The organism is Luteimonas flava (genome assembly GCF_036584485.1).
GTDB classification, from domain to species: Bacteria; Pseudomonadota; Gammaproteobacteria; order Xanthomonadales; family Xanthomonadaceae; genus Luteimonas; species Luteimonas flava.
Genome location: NZ_JAZHBM010000002.1, coordinates 413,509 through 432,199, shown reverse-complemented (window position 1 = coordinate 432,199; position 18,691 = coordinate 413,509). Strand labels below are relative to the sequence as shown.

The following is an 18,691-nucleotide window of genomic DNA, read 5'->3' as shown; positions in this document are numbered from 1 at the left end:
CCGCCGCGCCGTATCATCGGCCGGCACGTTTTGCGCCCAGGACGAGAACCGATGCGACTGCTGGTGGTCGAGGACAACCGTAACCTGGTCGGCAACCTGTTCGACTACTTCGAGCCGCGTGGCCACGAGATGGACGCCGCGCCGGACGGCATCGTGGGCCTGCACCTCGCGGTGACCCAGCATTACGACGCGATCATCCTCGACTGGATGCTGCCGCGCCTCGACGGCCGCGCCCTGCTGCAGCGCCTGCGCGAACATGCGATCGACACGCCGGTGATCATGCTCACCGCCCGCGACGAACTGCCCGACAAGATCGCCGGTTTCCGCGCCGGGGCCGACGACTATCTGACCAAGCCCTTCGCACTGCCGGAACTCGAAGTGCGGCTGGACGCCGTGCTGGCGCGTGCGCGCGGCCGCCGCAGCGCGCGCACGCTGGAAGTGCACGACCTGCGCCTCAACCTCGACACGCTCGAAGCCAGCCGCGCCGGCCAGCCGCTGCATCTCTACCCCGCGGGCCGCAAGCTGCTCGAAGTGCTGATGCAGGCCAGTCCCGCCGCGGTCGAACGCCAGCAGTTGGAGCACGCGCTGTGGGCCGACGCGCCGCCCGATGGCGACATGCTGCGCTCGCACGTCTACGAACTGCGCCGCAGCGTCGACGGCCCGTTCGCGATCAAGCTGATCCAGACCCTGCCGCGCTACGGCTACCGGCTGGCGGCGCCCGCCGACACCGGCGCGCCGGCATGAGCCGCGCGCGCAGCCTGCGCAGCCGCATCCTGTACTGGCTGGCCGTCTACGCGCTGCTGCTCGCGGCCGGCGTCTCGCTGCACGGCTTTCTCGTCAACGAGTACGCCGAACGCCTGCTGTGGGATTCCATGCTCCGCACCGAGTTCACCCACCATCTGCAACGCAGCGCGGCGGATCCGTCGTATCGCTGGAGCGATTCCGACAGCCTGCGTCTGTACGTCAACGGCGGCGCGCCGCCGGAAACCGCGGCATTGCCCGACGGCATCCACGACGAGGTCGAGCTGCCGAACGGCACCGAGATCCTGGTGCTGGTCGAGCACGTCGACGGCGTGCGCCATGTGCTGACCCTCGACATCACCGACATGGAGCGCGAGGAGGACCGGCTCACGCTCTTCATCCTCGGCTCGTCGGTCGTCCTGGTCACGGTGATGGGCGGGTTGATGGCGCTGGGTCTCGGGCGGACGCTGCGGCCGTTGACCACGCTGGCCGGCGACATCGCCGCGCTGTCGCCTGATCGCGCCGGGCAACGGATCGTGCCCGAGACGCGCGCGAGTTCGGAGCTGCTGGTCATCGCCAACGCGCTCAACGACTACCTGCAGCGCAACGAGCAGTTCGTCGATCGCGAGCGCGCCTTCATCAACACCGCCAGCCATGAATTGCGCACGCCGATCGCGGTGATGTCCGGCGCCGCGGAACTCGCACTGGCGCCGCCCGACGTGCCAGCCGTGACCGCGCACCAGTTGCGCCGCATCCAGCGCACCGCCGACGACATGGACCGGATGATCGCCCTGCTGCTCGCGCTGGCGAAGGATCCCGCGCGCCTGCTGCAGGCCGGCCAGCCGATCGAGCTGGCGACGCTGCTGCCTGCGATCATCGACGACCACCGCCATCTCACCCGCGACAAGGCACTGGAGATCGTGCTGCACACGGCGCAGCCCTGCACCCTGCTTGCGCCACCGGCGGTCGTGCGTGCGACGGTCGGCAACCTGCTGCGCAACGCGATCGAACACAGCGACGGCGGCCGCATCGACATCGAACTGCGCGCCGACGCCACCGTCGTGATCCGCGATCCCGGCCACGGCATGACGCCCGAGCAGATCAGCGCCGTGTACTCGCGCATGGCACGCACCGGCGTGCCGACCGGCGACGGCATCGGCCTGGAACTCATCGCGCGCGTCTGCGAACACCTCGGCTGGGCGCTCGACATCCGCTCCTCGCCCGAAGGCGGCACCACCGCCACGCTGCGCATGCGCGCGACCGGCGAGGCGGCGGACGCTAGAATTCCCGGATGAAGATCGCCAGCTGGAACGTCAACTCGCTCAACGTCCGCCTGCCGCACCTCGAGCAATGGCTGCGCGATGCGCAACCCGATGTGGTCGGCATCCAGGAAACCAAGCTCGAGGACGCGCGCTTCCCCGACACCGCGCTCGCCGCGCTCGGCTACCGCACCGTGTTCGCGGGCCAGAAGACCTACAACGGCGTCGCCCTGCTCGCCCGCGACCGCGCACTCGACGACGTGCAGATCGGCATCCCGGGATTCGAGGACGAACAGAAGCGCGTGATCGCCGCGACCATCGACGGCGTGCGCGTCATCAACCTCTACGTCGTCAACGGCCAGGACGTCGGCACCGACAAGTACGCCTACAAACTGCGCTGGCTCGCCGCCGTGCACGACTGGGTGCAGCGCGAACTCGCCGCGCATCCGAAGCTCGTCGTCCTGGGCGACTTCAACATCGCCCCCGACGACCGCGACGTGCACGATCCCGCGGTCTGGAACGACGGCCACATCCTGACCTCGACCGCCGAGCGCGACGCCCTGCGCGGCCTGCTCGGCCTCGGTCTGCACGATGCGTTCCGCCTGCATCACGACGACGCGGGCGTCTTCAGCTGGTGGGATTACCGCCAGGCGGGTTTCCGCCGCGATCTCGGCCTGCGGATCGATCTGACGCTGGTGTCGGATGCGTTGCGGGATCAGGCCGTCGCGTCCGGCATCGATCGCGAACCGCGGACCTGGGAACGCCCCAGCGACCATGCGCCGGCCTGGGTCACCCTCTCGGACTGACGCGTCCCGCGGCGCTGCCGCAGGTCCGATGGCGTCAGCGTCGATACCCCGGGACGAAGAAAAAAGGCCCGGCAATGCCGGGCCTTTTTTTGACATCGATCCCGCTGCGATCAGCGCGCGCTGCCGCGGCGGAACAGGTTGACGATCGCCAGCAGGATGATCGCGCCGATCAGCGCGGTCAGCAGGAAGCCGATCCAGCCTGCGCCGAGCGAGACGCCCAGCATCGGCAGCAGCCAGCCACCGATGAAGCCACCGATGATGCCGACGACGATGTTCAGCAGGATGCCCTGCTGCCCGTTGGTGCGCATCAGGATGCTGGCGAGCCAGCCGGCGATGCCACCGACGATGATGTAGATGAGGAAGTTCATGCGGAATGCTCCAGTGCGGAACTCGGGAAATCGGGAAGTGGCGCGTGCAGGCCCGAAGGCCGGCGCCAGCATCCGGCCCGGTCCGTGACGGAGATGTCGGTATTCAGCCGGCCGAAGGACCGAACAGAGCGTCCAGCGCGGCGCGGGGCAGTTTGCCGGTCTCGTTGCGCGGCAGCCCGTCGACGCGGCGGATGCGGCGCGGCAGGAACACCGGATCCATGCTGGCCCGCAAGGCGTCCAGCAGCGCGGCATCGTCGAGTGCCGGGCTCGCCACGACCGCGGCCATGATCCGGCGCACGCCGGTCGCATCCGGCGTGGCGCTCTGGCAGATCACGCCGTCGCGGACGCCGTCGATGGCGAGCAGGCGGCGGGTGAGGTCGGCGAGCGAGGCGCGCTTGCCGGCGATCTCGATCATGTCGGCCTGGCGGCCTCGCAGTTCGAACCGGCCGGCGGCATCGAGTTCGACGATGTCGGCCAGCAGCCGCGGCTCGGGCAGATGCGGCGCGTGCACGAGGGTGCCGTCGGGCACGGGCTGCAGACGCACGCCGTCGAACGGGGTCCAGGCCTGCTCGAGCGCGGTGCGGCGGCGCGCGAAGATGCAGGTCTCGGTGGAGCCGAACAGTTCGCGCACCTCGCAGCCGAACCGCGCTTCGGCCTCGGCGGCCAGCGCCTGCGGCAGGGGCGCGGTCGCGGTGGCGATCGCGGCCAGCGGCGGCAGGGCGACGCCCGATTCGACCAGCGAGCGCAGATGCACGGGCGTGGTGACCAGCAACGGCGGACGCGGTGCATCGCGCAACGCGGCCGCGATGTCTTCGGGAAAGAACGGCCGCGCGCCGTGTACGGCGACATTGCCGAGCAGCGGCAGCAGGATCGAGAGCTCCATGCCGTACATGTGCTGCGGCGGCACGGTCGCCACGACCGGCAACGTGGCCGCGCCGTGCAGATCGGCGAGCGCGGCGAGGTTCTGCAGCGTGCAGGCGTGAAACGTAGCCCAGGTCTTGGGATTGGCGCCGGGCACGCCGGTGCTGCCGGAGGTGAATCCGATCGCGACCAGCGCGTCGAGTGCGATCTGCGGCACGTCGCCATCGCGCGTCGGCAGCGCATCGGGCAGGCGCACGTAATGCGGCGGCGCGGGCGCGTGGCCGACATCGTGCGGCGCGTCGCAGCCGCAGTCGTCGCGATCGCCGATGCAGTAGCTGTGCGGATGCCGCGCACGCACGTCGTCGATCGCACCGCGCGTGCGCGCCGGCGGCAGCAGCGTGGTCTGCCCGCGCAACGCGACGGCGCAGAACGCGACGAGGAAGCGGTAGCGGTCTTCGCAGAGGTTCAGTGCGAACGGCGCATCGGGCAGCAGCGCGGCGACGCCGCGCACGTGCGCGAGAAAGGTGTCGAGCGTCACCACGCCACCGGCGCCGAACGCGATCGTGCGCGACGGATCGCCGCCCACCAGCGGCCGGTACTCGCCTGCGCCCTGCAGGCCATCGATGCGCGACGCGCCCTGTTCCACACCCACTGCCGACATCGTGTTGCGACTCCGAAGATTGTTCCGTACGCCGTGTCCGGCCCGCGGAACAGCGGTTTTAGCTTACGCTGGACGGCCTGCGGGATGCCAAGTTCGGATGTTCAGCGAGGGATGTTCAGCGAAACCATGAGTCTGGCCGCCGGGGCGGTGCGCATCGCGTGGCGGGACTACCGCCGCGGCCAGTCCGCCGAATCCCTGGTGCGCCCCTGGTTGGCCGACACGCTCGGCCGCCCCGGGTCCGACCTCGTTCTCGACCGCGACGCACGCGGCCGCCCGCAGTTGCAGGTGCCCGGCCAACCGGGCCTCGACGCGAACTGGAGCCACAGCGGCGATGCCTTGCTGGTCGCACTGGGCGACGGCGTGGCGGTGGGCGTGGACATCGAATGGATGCGGCCCCGGCCACAGGCGATGGCCCTGGCGCAGCGTTTCTTCACTGCGGGCGAAGCCACGGCGCTGGCGACGCGCGCCCCCGACGCTGCGGAGGCCGCCTTCGTGCAGCTGTGGTGCGCGAAGGAAGCCGTGCTGAAAGCGCACGGGCATGGGCTCTCGTTCGGGCTCGACCGGCTGGAGTTCGCCGCGCGGGACGAAGGCTGGGCGCTGGTCGCCTGCGATCCCGCGCTCGGCACACCGGCGGACTGGCATCTGCATGCATTCGCGCCGTTGCCGGGCTATCTGGCGACGGTCGCCTGGCGGCGGGTGGATCGAGCGGGCGTTGGGGTGGCTGATTCGCAGATCTGATTCGCGATCAAGGTCGTCTCCCGACCTGCCAACGCGTCTTCACCTCTCCCTCTGGGAGAGGTCGGCGCGCACCCTCATCCGCCCTCCGGGCACCTTCCCCCAGAGGGGGAAGGACGAGGCGCACTGCAATCCGGACGTTCGAGCCCACTGGACACCCGCGCTCAGCAAGCGCACGCGAGGAAGCGGTCATCGGGCTCGATCCACAGACCACGCGCCGCACCAGCTTCTACAATGCGCGCCATGGAACTCTCCGACGACACCGCGCTGCGCGCCGAACTCGACGCCGGGCTGCGCACGCTGGGCCTCGCGCCGACGCTGGCCGACCCGCTGCTCGCCTATCTCGCACTGCTCGTGCGCTGGAACAAGACCTACAACCTGACCGCCGTGCGCGATCCGCGCGAGATGGTGGTGCGGCATCTGCTCGATTCGCTGGCGATGGTGCCGCACGTCGACGGCCTCGCCACGCTCGCCGATCTCGGCACCGGCCCCGGCCTGCCCGGCATTCCGCTGGCGATCGCGCTGCCCGGCCTGCACGTCACTCTGGTCGAGTCGAACGGCAAGAAGGCGCGCTTCCTGCGCGAGGCGGTGCGGCAGCTCAAACTCACCAATGCCGACGTCGCCGAATCGCGCATCGAAGCCGTCGACCGGCCCGGAGCGTTCGACGCGATCACCGCGCGCGCGCTGGCCACGCTGCCGGACATCCTCGCCGTCGGCGGCCATCTGCCGAAAGCCGACGGCGGCCGCCTGCTGGCGATGAAGGGCGTGCACCCGGCCGACGAGATCGCCGCGCTGCCGGCCGGCTGGCGGCTCGACACGGTCACCCCGCTCGAGGTGCCCGGCCTCGACGCCGAACGGCACCTGGTCGTCGTCGCACGCGCCTGAGCGGCTGTCCCGCAGCGCACGCGGGACATCCGCGACACCCGGCCGCGCATCCCCGGTTCATCTGCAACCGCTTCGCCCCGGTGATGCCGACGCGCGGCCGGATCGGTGTCCCCAAGCGACCCTTGGGGGGCATAATCCCCGGTCCGGCCGCCGCCCGCGGTGGCCGATTCCCTTCCTGAACCTCGCACGGAGCCCATGGCCCGCATCATCGCCATCGCCAACCAGAAGGGCGGCGTCGGAAAGACGACGACGGCCGTGAACCTGGCCGCGGCGCTCGCGCGCACGCCCAAGCGTGTGCTGCTGGTCGACCTCGATTCGCAGGGCAACGCGACCATGGGCTGCGGCATCGACAAGGGCGCCGTGCCGGTGTCGACCTGCGACGTGCTGCTGGGCGAGGTGGAGGCCGGTGATGCGATCGTGCAGACCGAGGAAGAGGTCGACCTGATTCCCGGCAACACCGATCTCACCGCCGCCGAGCTCGAACTGATGGGCGCCGACGATCGCGAGCAGCGCCTCAAGCGCGTGCTCGAACCGCTGCGCGCGCGTTACGACTACATCCTGATCGACTGTCCGCCGGCGCTGTCGCTGCTGACGCTCAATGCGCTGACCGCCGCCGATTCGGTGCTCGTGCCGATGCAGTGCGAGTACTACGCGCTCGAAGGCCTGACCGCACTGCTGCAGACGATCGATGCGATCAAGCAGAACCTCAATCCGAAGCTCGAGGTCGAGGGCGTGCTGCGCACGATGTTCGACGTGCGCAACAACCTCGCCAATGCCGTGTCGGGCGAGCTGACGAACCACTTCGGCGACAAGGTGTTCCGCACCATCGTGCCGCGCAACGTGCGCGTGGCCGAGGCGCCCAGCCACGGCCAGAGCATCGTCGGCTACGACAAGGGCTCGCGCGGCGCGATCGCCTATCTCGGTCTCGCCGGCGAAGTGATCCGCCGCCAGCGCGAACGCGACGCACAGAAGAGCAATCAGGACGCCACTGCCATGGAGACGCCGGCATGACCGCTGCGAAGACGCCCGCCAAGAAGCGCGGTCTGGGCCGCGGCCTCGAAGCCCTGCTCGGCCCGAAGGCCGCAGCCGAGGCGCCGGCCAGCCTGGAAGCGACCGAGCAGGACACGCTGCGCGTGCTGCCGATCGATGCGCTGAGCGCCGGCAAGTACCAGCCGCGCAAGCACTGGGACGCCGACAAGCTCACCGAGCTGGCCGAGTCGATCAAGGCGCAGGGCGTGATCCAGCCGCTGGTGGTGCGCGAGCGCCCCGACCGCACCTTCGAGATCATCGCCGGCGAACGGCGCTGGCGCGCGTCGAAGCAGGCCGGCCTGAGCGAAGTGCCGGCGGTCGTGCGCAACGTCGAGGACCGCACAGTCGTCGCGATGGCGCTGATCGAGAACATCCAGCGCGAAGACCTCAACCCGCTGGAAGAAGCGCAGGCGCTGCAGCGGCTGATCGACGAATTCGACCTCACCCACGCACAGGCCGCCGAGGCCGTCGGCCGCTCGCGCGCCGCAGTGTCGAACCTGCTGCGTCTGCTGGAACTGCCGCCGGCGATCCGCATCCTGGTCGAATCCAGGCAGCTGGAAATGGGCCACGCCCGCGCCCTGCTGACGCTCTCGCCCGAACTCGCCAGCAAGCTCGCCAGCGACGCCGTCGAGCACGGCTGGTCGGTGCGCGAAGTCGAACATCGCGCGCAGCAGTTCGCCGCCGGTCGCGTGCCGGGCGGCGACACGCGCACCGTCGCGCGCAACAAGGCGCGCCCGCAGGCCGACATCGTCTCGCTGGAGAACGAACTGTCGGAAACGCTGGGCACGCGCGTGTCGATCGCCAACGGCCGCGGCAACAAGGGCCGGCTGGTGATCCACTACGGCAATCTCGAAGCGCTCGACGGCGTGCTCGAGCGCCTGCGCGCGCAGCGCGCCTGAGGCGTCATCCGCCGGCGGGCACCGCCGGCCGCCGCAGCGGCGTCATCTCCACCGGCTCGCGTGGCGTCAGCCGCTTCTTCGGCAGGCGCGGCACATCGATGTCGGGCCGCGTGATCCGTTGCGGCACGCGGTCCACCAGACAGCCGCGGATCACGTAATCGCCGGTCACTGCGCGATCACTGCCGCTGTTGCGATACGCCACGAACTTGATCCGGCTGCCGCGGTCCGCATACAGCGGACCGTCCGCGGCAGCGGTCCAGATGATGGCGTCGTTCGACAACCGCATGTCGTACCAGCCGCTCTCGCCCGACACGCTGGCGGACAGATCGCCGGCCGACAATCCCGGCCCGCGCAGCGTGGCGCGGACCTGGCGGATTTCGAGATACCGGTTCTCGGGCACGAAGTCCGAAGACGCGCCGGCGCCGGTGACGTTCGCGCCCATGACGAAGGTGCCGCGGTTCTCGAACGGCTGCGCGCAGACCCGGCGCAGTGCCGGGACCTCCGGTCGCGGCAGGCGGTCGGCGATGTCCGGATCGCGTTCACGGCTGTCGGTCGGCGGTGGCGCGGCGGCGGCCGTCAGGCACAGCAGGCCCAGCGCGAACGCGGGCACGGCATGTCGCAGGCGGGATCGGGTCATGGCGGTCTCTCGGTCGCTGCGCGAAGCGCGATGGTGGGCTGGCGGTTGCGCGCGAATCCGGCCCGTTTCCCATCCAACGCAGAAAGCGCCACGAACGGTCCACCGCGCTGCGCACGCGTGTGCTGGAATTGTGTAACGCCGTGCGCAGCGCCTAGGCTGCGCGGATGCATCGCTTCGCCAACTCCCTGTCCTGGTCGCGCCGGCTGCTGCTGGCGCTGCTGGTGTTCGGGCTGATGGCAGCGCCGGTGCTGGTGGCGATGGGCAACACCTACGAGGCCTCGCACGGCGAGACCGCCGAGCAGCACGACCACGCACCCGACACGCACGAGGACGGCGGCGACCTGCTGCACGCGGTCGCGCACTGCGCCACCTGTGGCGCGCATACGCCCGCGCTCCCGCCGGTGGCATCGCTGCTGGCACCGCTGGCGATGTCGCACCCCGCATTGCCCGTGTCCGACTCCGCGCCCGCGCGCGTGCCCGATTCCCTGCTGCGCCCGCCGATTTCCGCATGACGCGCGCGCCGGCCTGAGGCCGGCTTTTCGTCATTCCGGAATTGGAGCGTTCCCATGTTGTTGCGATTGGCGGCCCTGGCCGCCCTCGCCGCTGCGCCGTGCCTCGTGGCCGCGCAGTCGGCGCCCGTACCCGTGCGCGCCAGCGCGCAGGCCCTGACCCTCGATGACGCGTTCGCGCGTGTCGCCGATGCCCATCCCGATCTGCGCCTGTTCGACGGCCAGCGCGCGGTGTTCGATGCCGAACGCGAGGTCGCCGCGCTGCGACCGCCGCTGGAAGCCGGCATCGAGATCGAGAACCTCGGCCGCGATGCGCCCGTGCGCACACTCGAGACCACACTGACGCTGGCCGGCGTGTTCGAACGCGGCGGCAAGCCCGATGCACGCCGCGCGCTCGCGCAGACCCGTATCGATGCGCTGGCCCTGCAGCGCGAAGCCGCACGCGTCGATCTGCTGGCCGACACCGCGCGTCGCCATCTCGCGATCGTCGTCGCCATGCGGCGCCTGGAAATCGCGCAGGCCGACGTCGCGCAGCGCACGCGCTTCGTGGCCGCGGCGCGCCAGCGCTTCGCCGCCGGTGCCTCACCCGAAGCGGTCGTGCTCACCGCACAGGCGGCGCAGGCGCAGGCCGAACTGCAGGCCGCCAATGCGCGACTGGAGATCGAGACCGCGCAGCGCAGCCTGTCGATGCTGTGGGGCGATCCGGAGGGTGGAGTCGTCGTCGCCGACAGCGATCCGCTGGCGCTGCCGGACATTTCCGACTTCGAGACGTTGCGCGCTTTGCTTGCGCGATCGCCGGAACTGCTGCAATTCAACGACAAGGCACGCATCGCCGAAGCACGGCTGCAGCTCGCGCGCAGCGACGCCACGCCGGACATCGGCTGGCAGGCCGGCATCCGCCATCAGCGCGAGAACGGCGACACCTCGCTGGTCGGCGGCCTCGTCGTGCCGCTGGGCAGTCGCGCGCGTGCGCAGCCGGCGATCCGCGCCGCAGCCGCGGAACTCGCACTGGTCTCGATCGAGCGCGATGCCGGTGATCGTGCACTGCAGGCCACGCTGGCCGACGCGCACGGCCGCTATCGCGTCGCGCAGTCGGCGGTCTCGCTGCTCGCGCGCGACGTGCTGCCGCGCCTGGATCGCGCCGCCAGCGCCACCGAGCGTGCGTGGCGCGCAGGCGCGGTGTCGTATCTCGAATGGTCGCAACTGCAGGACGCGCGCAGCGATGCGCTGCGCCAGCAACTCGACGCCGCCGAAGCCGCGCAGATCGCCCTGATCGAACTGCAGCGCCTGACCGGCCAGTCCCTCGTCGTCGCGCATGCGACGCCCGTCCCCTTCGAAGGAGACGCCCGATGAGGACGTTCCACCATGTCACTGCCGCATCGTTCGCGCTCGCCCTGTTGCTGCTGTTGCCCGCGTGCAGCGCACCGTCGACGCCGCTGGCTGCCGACACGTCCGGTGCGCCTGCCGATGCACCCGCGGACGCGCACGCCGATGACGGGCACGCAGACGAGGCGCATGCAGACGACGCCACGACCATCGCAGCCGACATCGCCGACGACGTCGGCATCCGCGTCGCGCCCGCCGCGGCCGGCACCATCGCCGACCAGCACGAAGTGCAGGGCCTGCTGACCACGCTGGAAAGCGGCAACGCCCGCGTGACCGCACGCTTCCCCGGGCCGATCCGCCGGCTGCACGCCGAAGTCGGCGACCGCGTGCGCGCCGGCCAGGCGCTGGCGACGATCGAGAGCAATCTCAGCCTGTCGACGTACACGGTCGCCGCGCCGATCACCGGCACCGTCCTCGCGCGCAACGCGTCCGTCGGCCAGAGCGCCAACGAAGGCGCGGTGCTGTACGAGATCGCCGATCTGTCGACGCTGTGGGTCGACCTGCATGTCTTCGGACGCGATGCCGAGCATCTCGCCGCCGGCTCGCCGGTGACGATCAGTCGCCTCGGCGACGGCGCGACTGCCGACACGCGTATCGATCGCGTGCTGCCCGACACCGCCACCGCGAGCCAGAGCACGATCGCCCGCGCCACGCTCGACAACGCCGACGGCCAGTGGCGCCCCGGCTCTGCCGTGCGCGCGATGGTCACCGTGTCGACCCAGCCGGCGGATCTCGTCGTGCCGCTGACCGCTTTGCAACAGATGGACGGCCGCGACGTGGTGTTCGTGCGCGAGGGCGATCGCTACGAGAAACGCACGGTGACGCTCGGTAGGCGTGATGCGCGCCAGGTCGAGATCGTCGAGGGCGTGGCGGTGGGCGAAGACGTGGTGATCGCACAGAGCTACACGATCAAGGCGGATCTGGAGAAGGCGGGGGCGGGTCATGCGCATTGAGGCAGCGGTATCGCGTGACATCCGTTCGGCCCGCGTGCTTCCCGCAACCCGCGCGCCCCGTCATGCCTGCGCAAGCAGGCATCCATTCTCGCTCTCGCTGGACGGATGTCGCGCCCACACGCAGTCCGCCGAGATCAGAATGGATTCCCGCTGCCGCGGGAATGACGGTGATGCGGCATCAGGTATCGCGACGTCATCGCGCACGCGCGGGGACGGCGTCCGGCTCACGCCGAGCCTCACCGTCTGCACGAGGCGCCAAGGCATCCGCTTCGTGAGCAAGCGCGACGGAACCCTCCATGCTTGAATCCCTCATCCACGCCTCCATCCGCCACCGCTGGCTGGTACTCGCCGCCACGCTCCTGCTCGTCGCCGTCGGCAGCTGGAGTTTCACGAAACTCCCGATCGATGCGACGCCCGACATCACCAACGTGCAGGTACAGATCAACACCGCCGCGCCGGGCTATTCGCCGCTGGAAACCGAACAGCGCGTGACCTTTCCGATCGAAACCGCGCTCGCCGGATTGCCGCGGCTCGACTACACGCGTTCGCTGTCGGCGTATGGCCTGTCGCAGGTCACCGTCGTGTTCGAAGACGGCACCGATCTGTACTTCGCGCGGCAGCAGGTCGCCGAGCGCGTGCAGCAGGTGCAGGGGCAGCTGCCGGACGATGTCGAGCCGACTCTCGGTCCCGTCGCGACCGGGCTCGGCGAGATCTTCATGTACACCGTCGAGGCCGAGCCGGATGCGCGCAAGCCGGACGGCACGCCCTACACCGCGACCGATCTGCGCACGCTGCAGGACTGGGTGGTGCGGCCGCAGATGCGCAATGTGCGCGGCGTGACCGAGGTCGACACCATCGGCGGTTTCGCGCGGGAAGTGCACATCACGCCCGATCCCGCGCTGCTGGTCGCGCTCGACTTCACGTTCGATGACGTCGTCACTGCGGTCGCCAACAACAACCGCAACGTCGGCGCCGGCTACATCGAACGCAACGGCCAGCAGCTGCTGGTACGCGTGTCCGGCCAGGTCGCCGATGTCGAAGCGATCGGCAACATCGTGATGGCGCGGCGCGATGGCGTGCCGATCCACGTGCACGATGTGGCGAGCGTCGGCGAAGGCCGCGAACTGCGCACCGGCGCGGCCACGCAGAACGGCGCGGAAGTCGTGCTCGGCACGGTGCTGATGCTGTTCGGCGAGAACAGCCGCACCGTGGCGCAGGCCGCGGCGCAGCGGCTGGAGGCAACGAATGCGAGCCTGCCCGACGGCGTGCGCGCAGTCGCGGTCTACGACCGCACGGCGCTGGTCGACCGCACCATCCGCACGGTCGCCAAAAACCTCATCGAAGGCGCCCTGCTGGTGATCGTGGTGCTGTTCCTGCTGCTCGGCAACGTGCGCGCGGCGCTGCTCACCGCGCTGGTGATTCCGCTGACGATGCTGTTCACCGTCATCGGCATGCGCCAGGGCGGCGTGTCCGGGAATCTGATGAGCATGGGCGCACTGGACTTCGGGCTGATCGTCGACGGCGCCGTGATCATCGTCGAGAACTGCCTGCGCCGCTTCGGCGAAGCGCAGCAGCGGCTCGGCCGCCTGCTCGATACGCGCGAGCGGCACGCGGTCGCGGCCTCGGCCAGCGCCGAGGTGATCCGGCCCAGCCTGTTCGGGCTCGGCATCATCGCCGCGGTCTATCTGCCGGTGTTCGCGCTCGAAGGCGTGGAAGGCAAGATGTTCCATCCGATGGCGATCACCGTCGTGCTGGCATTGACCGGCGCGATGCTCCTGTCGCTGACCTTCGTGCCGGCGACCATCGCGTTGCTGCTGCGCGGCCGCGTCGCCGAGCACGACAACCGGGTGATGCGCGCCGCACGTCGCGGCTATGCGCCCGCGCTCGACTGGGCGCTGCGACACGGACGCTGGCTCGTCGGCGGCGCGCTGGTGCTGGTGCTGGCCTGCGGCTGGCTGGCCACGCGGATGGGCAGCGAGTTCATTCCCGGCCTCGACGAGGGCGACATCGCACTGCATGCGATGCGCGTGCCTGGCACCGGCATCGAACAGTCGGTGGCGATGCAGCGCGCGCTCGAACGCCGCCTGCTGCAGGTGCCCGAGGTCGCACGCGTGTTCTCGAAGATCGGCACCGCCGAAGTCGCCAACGACCCGATGCCGCCGTCGGTCGCCGACACGTTCCTGATCCTCAGGCCGCGCGCGGACTGGCCCGATCCGCGCAAGCCACGCGCCACGCTGGTCGGCGAGCTCGAAGCCATCGCCGAGACCCTGCCCGGCAACAACTACGAGTTCACCCAGCCGATCCAGATGCGCTTCAACGAGCTGATCTCCGGCGTGCGCAGCGACGTGGCGGTGAAGATCCAGGGCGACGATCTCGAGCGCCTGCAGGCGGTCGCCACCGACATCGAACGCGTGCTGCAGGGCATCGACGGTGCCGCCGACGTGCGCATCGAAGCCGTCGACGGCCTGCCCTTGCTGGAGATCGCGCCCGATCCACGCGCGATGGCGCGCTACGGGCTCAACCCGGGCGACGTGCAACGCGTGGTCGCCGCGGCGATCGGCGGCGAGACGGCGGGCCAGCTCTTCGATGGCGACCGCCGTTTCGACATCGTCGTGCGGCTGCCCGAGTCACTGCGCGGTGATCCTGCAGCGCTGGCCGACCTGCCGATTCCGCTCCCGGGCGCCGCCGCCGACAGCGCCGACGAATCCGATCGCGGCGGCAGCTGGGCCAGTGGCACACCCCGCACGGTGCCGCTGCGCGAAGTCGCGACCATCGGCACGCAGCTCGCGCCGAACCAGATCAACCGCGAGAACGGAAAACGCCGCATCGTCGTCACCGCCAACGTGCGCGGGCGCGATCTGGGTGGCTTCGTCGGCGAGCTGCAGAGCGCCGTCGCCGCTTCGGTGACGCTGCCGACCGGGTACTGGATCGACTACGGCGGCACGTTCGAACAACTGGCGTCGGCCAGCCGGCGACTGTCGCTGGTGGTGCCGCTGACGCTGGCGGTGATCCTCGCGCTGCTGTTCATGGCGTTCGGCTCGTTGCGCGATGCGCTGGTGGTCTTCAGCGGCGTTCCTCTCGCGCTCACCGGCGGCGTGCTCGCCCTGGCGGCGCGCGGCATTCCGCTGTCGATCTCTGCCGGTGTCGGCTTCATCGCGCTGTCAGGCGTCGCCGTGCTCAACGGACTGGTGATGCTGAGCTTCATCCGCAAGCTGCGCGACGACGGCCTCGATCTGCACGCCGCGATCGTCGAAGGCGCACTCGGGCGCCTGCGTCCGGTGCTGATGACCGCTCTGGTCGCCTCGCTCGGCTTCGTGCCGATGGCGTTCAACGTCGGCGCCGGTGCGGAAGTGCAGCGCCCGCTGGCGACGGTGGTCATCGGCGGCATCCTCTCGTCGACGCTGCTGACGCTGCTCGTGTTGCCGGTGTTGTATCGGTGGGTGCATCGGCGGGCCGATCGGACTTGAAGTCGCGGGTCAGAGGGATGTGCCTTTTCGGCGGCCCGCACCCCGCGCGACCGACTGGCCCTTGAGCCCCTCTCCCTCAGGGAGAGGGGTTGGGGTGGGGGCGCTCTCGGCGACACAACGCATCGCTCACCGCCCGCCGCCGCCCCCACCTCCACCGCCCCCACCCGAAAACCCACCGCCCCCACTTCCCGACGAACTCCCGGGCGGCGACGCCGACGACGCGATCTGTCCGGTGAACCCGCTGCCGATCGCCTTGCTGAAACCGGCGATGTCGGAAATGCCCGGGGCGCCGTGCGCGCTGCTTCCGTAGTACCAGCCGATCGACGCGGTCGCTGCCGCCGCCGCGCTCGCGCCCACGGCGGCGGTGAATTTCTTCGTCCACGCATCCTCGACCTGCAGCGCCACCGCATACGGCAGCAGGACTTCGAAACGGCCCGCATCCAGCGTGGGCGCGTCCGCATCCGGTGCTGTCAGGCGCTGCAGATCCTGCTTGTCGGCCACGGTCAGATAGCGCCGGAAGCCTTCGATGCGGTCGCGCATGCGGCGGCCTGCGGGCGTCACCGTCGGCAGCAGGAACACGAACACCAGGAACACCACCACCATGACGATCAGCAAGGGCAACGCGAGCACAAGGCCCGAACCGGTGCCGATGCCGAACATCACCGTCGCGATCGAGAACACCGCCAGCAGCAGTGCCATCCACGCAATGCTGCCGCCGTTGTAGCGGTACAGGCCGCCGGGAAAGCGCGTGGCCATCGCCTGCTTGATGCGCACCCGGTGCGCGTTGAGGATGCGCACCATGCGTGTGGCGTTGCCGGGGTCGAAGGTCAGGGCATCGTCGTCCTCGAACAGGTCCGCCAGCAAGGCGGCTTCGCCCGGCGCAAGCGGTCGGCCCGGTCCGGCGGCACGCTGCACGCGCCAGTCGTCCTGCTTGAGCACTTTCTCGTCGCGATGGATGTCGACATGCCCGGCCACGGCCAGCGACAGCACGTCGGCCGAGAACCCGCGCGTGTCGATGTGCATCTTCTCGATGTAGCGCAGCGTGGCGGGCGACAGATCGTCGGGCGGGTCGTACTCGACCACCACCGGGCCTGCCTTCGGGTCGCGCCCCACCTTGCGCCAGCGCATCAGGCCGAAGGCCAGCATCACGATCAGTCCGGCCAGCGCGATCAGCGCCGCGCGGTTGTCGTCGAGCATCCAGCGCAGTCGCTGCGCGCGGGTCGGCTCGACGAACAGGCCTTTCGGAAACGACAGCACCGTGGTCAGCCCTTCTTCCGGCTGCAACGGTGCAGTCAGTGTCCAGCGCGCGGCGCCCGGACCGGTGACCTCGGCCGTGCAGGCCTGCGTCGTCGCACCCTGCGCGCCGGTGTAGCACTCGGCGGCCAGATCGGCGGCGGGGACGTCGCGTGGCAGACGCAGCGTCGCACCGCCGGTTTCGATCGGAAACGCCCAACCGTGGCCGATCGCGTTGAAGTACAGCTCGTCGTGCGTGTCGAAAAAGCCCAGCTGCCGCGACGTGCGAAAGCGCAGCGTGTACGTGAACGCCGCCGGCACCGGCAGAAAATCGTCATTGCCGGTGTTGATGCGCACGCCGTTCGACCTGTTTTCCAGAAAGAACGGCTCGGGCTGCCCATCGCGCGTGAGGCCCAGCATTTCGAAGTCGACCACGACCCGGTTGCCGTAGCGGTCGCGGTAATGCGTGGGGAAATCGCGATAGATACCGCGGCGGATCTGCTCGCCTTCCGCGCGGACCCGGATGCGCTCGGTCACGTCCAGACTGCCGTCGGCATTGAGCTGCAGATCGCTGTCGTAGGACAGGATGCGTTCCTGCGCCAGCAGCGGCACGGTGCACAGCAACAGCAGACACGACAGCAGCAGACGGATCATCGGGCGGTTCCCTGGGGATGGAACGCGCCGATGGAGTGCCCCGCGACGCGAATGCCGATGATCACACCGCAGGCGTGGCGGTGTCGCGCGAGCGTGCGTCCGGGAAGGCTCTACGCCGTGGACGACTCGGGCCATGCGAGCGCCGCATGTCGCTCGCTGATCGTTCTGCAGGGGATGACGCGGCCTGCGCCGGCGGCGCGCGAATGCGATGCCGCGATCTGCCATGGCCCGTCCCGGTGCGGCCACCATCATCGAGACGAGCACCCTCAGTTCGCGATCCGGCCGCAACCTGAAAAATGTTGCGATGCGGCTATCAGACAGATTCTCCGGTACCACACGAGGCTCAGCGGATCAGCGCACCGAATCCATTCAAACGCGTGCGACGATGCCAGATGATGCCTGTCATGAGGGGCGCACCGGTGCACGACAGCAGTGCGAATAAGCCGTGGACCGAGTAGAACGCGAGAAACGTCGCCGAAAGATCGGGCCAGAACATCAGGACGTAGAAGTGGACGTACGCGAAGAGCGCGCAGCTGCATCCCAAGACCAGCATGTGCTGGCGCGTCATGAGCCGGTTGAAGACGAACACCGCGGCGCATGCGAGTCCGACCGACATGGCGATTGTCGCGATCTTTTCCGCCGTGGAAAGCGCGCTGCCGAAGACACTGGCGATAGGTACGAGAAGATAATCGAGAATACGCGCGTAGCATGCGCCGAGCGCGGCCAAGACGACGGCGTTTCCGACGACCACTGCGATCCGTTTCATGCGCTGCATGCTGCATCCCTTCGTTTGTGCTCCAGGGCGGCGGACTGATTCGAATGATGACCAGCCCGCCGGTTACCGGCAGCACTGTAAAATGCCCGTCTTTTGCTCGCTTCGCTATTGGACGCCCCGCCCCGCCCCGCCTTCCGCGGCCCGACCTTCATCCGGCTGCTGGCCCGCCTGACCGACGACACGCTGCCGCAAGGCGGCCCGGCGCCGGCCGAGCGTTTGAGCCAGTGGATCGACTGGACGCGGGCGGTGGTGCTGTCGAAGGTGCTGGACGCGAAGGCGTCCGAGGCTGAACAAGACGCGCAAGTCGTTGATCGGGATGATGCGGCGGTGTGTGCCAAGGCACGGGCGACGCTGCTGGCGTCCATCACGGAAGCGCCGGAGTTGGTGATTCCGCAACCGCAGGCGGCTGTGGCTTCGAACGATGACGACGCCGATGCCGCACCGGCAGTTGCCATCGACTTCGCGCCGTTCCGCCAGCGGTATCTGGCACTGCAGCGGTCGATGCTGATCACAACCGGGCGATTGCGCGGCGATCTGCGTGACCGGTTGGCGCAGCGCTCCGCCGACATGGCGCGGCTGGCCGAGGTGGACGCGGTGATGGAGGGCGCGCTGAGCCCGCGCGAGCACGCGTTGCTCGGTGCGGTGCCGGCATTGCTCGAAACGCACTTCGAGCGGCTGCGCGCCGCCGCAGGTGTGTCGGCCACGGATCCGTCCGCGGCCTGGCTCGATGGTTTTCGCAGGGACATGCAGGGCGTGCTGATCGCCGAGCTGGATGTCCGTTTCCAACCGGTCGAGGGGCTGCTCGCAGCGCTTCGCACCCACTGACGCAGTCC

General features: G+C 69.7%; 17 protein-coding genes. 12 read left to right on the top strand and 5 right to left on the bottom strand.

The window, feature by feature from the left end:
- Positions 1 to 51 precede the first annotated feature (51 nt).
- The 3 genes from V3391_RS08985 to xth are packed head-to-tail and all read left to right on the top strand — an operon-like array spanning position 52 to position 2,806.
- Complete coding sequence (locus V3391_RS08985; RefSeq protein ID WP_332078092.1) at positions 52 to 744, top strand: response regulator transcription factor; 693 nt, start codon at positions 52 to 54, stop codon at positions 742 to 744.
- Positions 741 to 2,036 carry a sensor histidine kinase gene (locus V3391_RS08980; RefSeq protein ID WP_332078091.1) on the top strand — a complete coding sequence of 432 codons (1,296 nt, stop codon included), beginning with the start codon at positions 741 to 743 and terminating at the stop codon, positions 2,034 to 2,036. The genes V3391_RS08985 and V3391_RS08980 overlap by 4 nt, the downstream gene beginning before the upstream one ends.
- A complete protein-coding gene (gene xth, locus V3391_RS08975; RefSeq protein WP_332078090.1) occupies positions 2,033 to 2,806 on the top strand; it encodes an exodeoxyribonuclease III in 774 nt (257 codons plus the stop codon). The genes V3391_RS08980 and xth overlap by 4 nt, the downstream gene beginning before the upstream one ends.
- Before the next feature lie 110 nt (positions 2,807 to 2,916).
- Here xth and V3391_RS08970 read toward each other — a convergent pair whose 3' ends face one another.
- The gene (locus V3391_RS08970; protein ID WP_232137503.1) at positions 2,917 to 3,174 is read right to left on the bottom strand and encodes a GlsB/YeaQ/YmgE family stress response membrane protein; all 258 of its coding nucleotides are present in this window, start codon (positions 3,172 to 3,174) and stop codon (positions 2,917 to 2,919) included.
- A 103-nt stretch (positions 3,175 to 3,277) separates the two neighbouring features.
- Entirely contained in the window at positions 3,278 to 4,696 is a 1,419-nt protein-coding gene (locus tag V3391_RS08965; protein WP_332078089.1) for an AMP-binding protein, read from the bottom strand.
- Between the two features lie 111 nt (positions 4,697 to 4,807).
- Here V3391_RS08965 and V3391_RS08960 point away from each other — a divergent pair, with 111 nt between their 5' ends.
- The 4 genes from V3391_RS08960 (at position 4,808) to V3391_RS08945 (ending at position 8,244) form a co-directional block, all read left to right on the top strand.
- Entirely contained in the window at positions 4,808 to 5,434 is a 627-nt protein-coding gene (locus tag V3391_RS08960) for a 4'-phosphopantetheinyl transferase family protein (RefSeq protein ID WP_332078088.1), read from the top strand.
- 240 nt (positions 5,435 to 5,674) lie between these two features.
- On the top strand, positions 5,675 to 6,316 hold the full coding sequence (gene rsmG, locus V3391_RS08955; protein WP_332078087.1) for a 16S rRNA (guanine(527)-N(7))-methyltransferase RsmG: 642 nt from the start codon (positions 5,675 to 5,677) through the stop codon (positions 6,314 to 6,316).
- Between the two features lie 195 nt (positions 6,317 to 6,511).
- Positions 6,512 to 7,327, top strand: coding sequence for a ParA family protein (locus tag V3391_RS08950; RefSeq protein ID WP_332078086.1), 816 nt, complete (start codon positions 6,512 to 6,514; stop codon positions 7,325 to 7,327).
- Positions 7,324 to 8,244: a ParB/RepB/Spo0J family partition protein gene (locus tag V3391_RS08945; RefSeq protein WP_332078085.1), complete on the top strand. Its 921-nt coding sequence runs from the start codon at positions 7,324 to 7,326 to the stop codon at positions 8,242 to 8,244. Before V3391_RS08950 ends, V3391_RS08945 begins: the two co-directional genes overlap by 4 nt.
- Positions 8,245 to 8,248: 4 nt before the next feature.
- Here the strand turns inward: V3391_RS08945 and V3391_RS08940 are convergent, their stop codons facing one another.
- Positions 8,249 to 8,881 carry a hypothetical protein gene (locus tag V3391_RS08940; protein ID WP_332078084.1) on the bottom strand — a complete coding sequence of 211 codons (633 nt, stop codon included), beginning with the start codon at positions 8,879 to 8,881 and terminating at the stop codon, positions 8,249 to 8,251.
- A 164-nt stretch (positions 8,882 to 9,045) separates the two neighbouring features.
- On the opposite strand from V3391_RS08940, the gene V3391_RS08935 reads away from it, so the two are divergent.
- From V3391_RS08935 to V3391_RS08920, 4 genes are all read left to right on the top strand, one after another.
- Positions 9,046 to 9,393 carry a DUF2946 family protein gene (locus tag V3391_RS08935; RefSeq protein WP_332078082.1) on the top strand — a complete coding sequence of 116 codons (348 nt, stop codon included), beginning with the start codon at positions 9,046 to 9,048 and terminating at the stop codon, positions 9,391 to 9,393.
- A gap of 54 nt (positions 9,394 to 9,447) precedes the next feature.
- On the top strand, positions 9,448 to 10,743 hold the full coding sequence (locus V3391_RS08930) for a TolC family protein (protein WP_332078081.1): 1,296 nt from the start codon (positions 9,448 to 9,450) through the stop codon (positions 10,741 to 10,743).
- A complete protein-coding gene (locus V3391_RS08925; RefSeq protein ID WP_332078080.1) occupies positions 10,740 to 11,729 on the top strand; it encodes an efflux RND transporter periplasmic adaptor subunit in 990 nt (329 codons plus the stop codon). The genes V3391_RS08930 and V3391_RS08925 overlap by 4 nt, the downstream gene beginning before the upstream one ends.
- Positions 11,730 to 12,025: 296 nt before the next feature.
- Entirely contained in the window at positions 12,026 to 15,196 is a 3,171-nt protein-coding gene (locus V3391_RS08920; RefSeq protein ID WP_332078079.1) for an efflux RND transporter permease subunit, read from the top strand.
- Positions 15,197 to 15,322: 126 nt separating this feature from the next.
- On the opposite strand, the gene V3391_RS08915 is transcribed toward V3391_RS08920, so the two are convergent.
- Both V3391_RS08915 and V3391_RS08910 read right to left on the bottom strand, forming a co-directional pair.
- Entirely contained in the window at positions 15,323 to 17,083 is a 1,761-nt protein-coding gene (locus V3391_RS08915) for a DUF2207 domain-containing protein (protein WP_332078078.1), read from the bottom strand.
- Between the two features lie 343 nt (positions 17,084 to 17,426).
- Positions 17,427 to 17,849, bottom strand: coding sequence for a hypothetical protein (locus V3391_RS08910; RefSeq protein WP_332078077.1), 423 nt, complete (start codon positions 17,847 to 17,849; stop codon positions 17,427 to 17,429).
- 102 nt (positions 17,850 to 17,951) lie between these two features.
- Between V3391_RS08910 and V3391_RS08905 the strand changes: the two genes are divergently transcribed.
- The gene (locus tag V3391_RS08905; protein WP_425497229.1) at positions 17,952 to 18,683 is read left to right on the top strand and encodes a DUF3348 domain-containing protein; all 732 of its coding nucleotides are present in this window, start codon (positions 17,952 to 17,954) and stop codon (positions 18,681 to 18,683) included.
- Positions 18,684 to 18,691 lie beyond the last annotated feature (8 nt).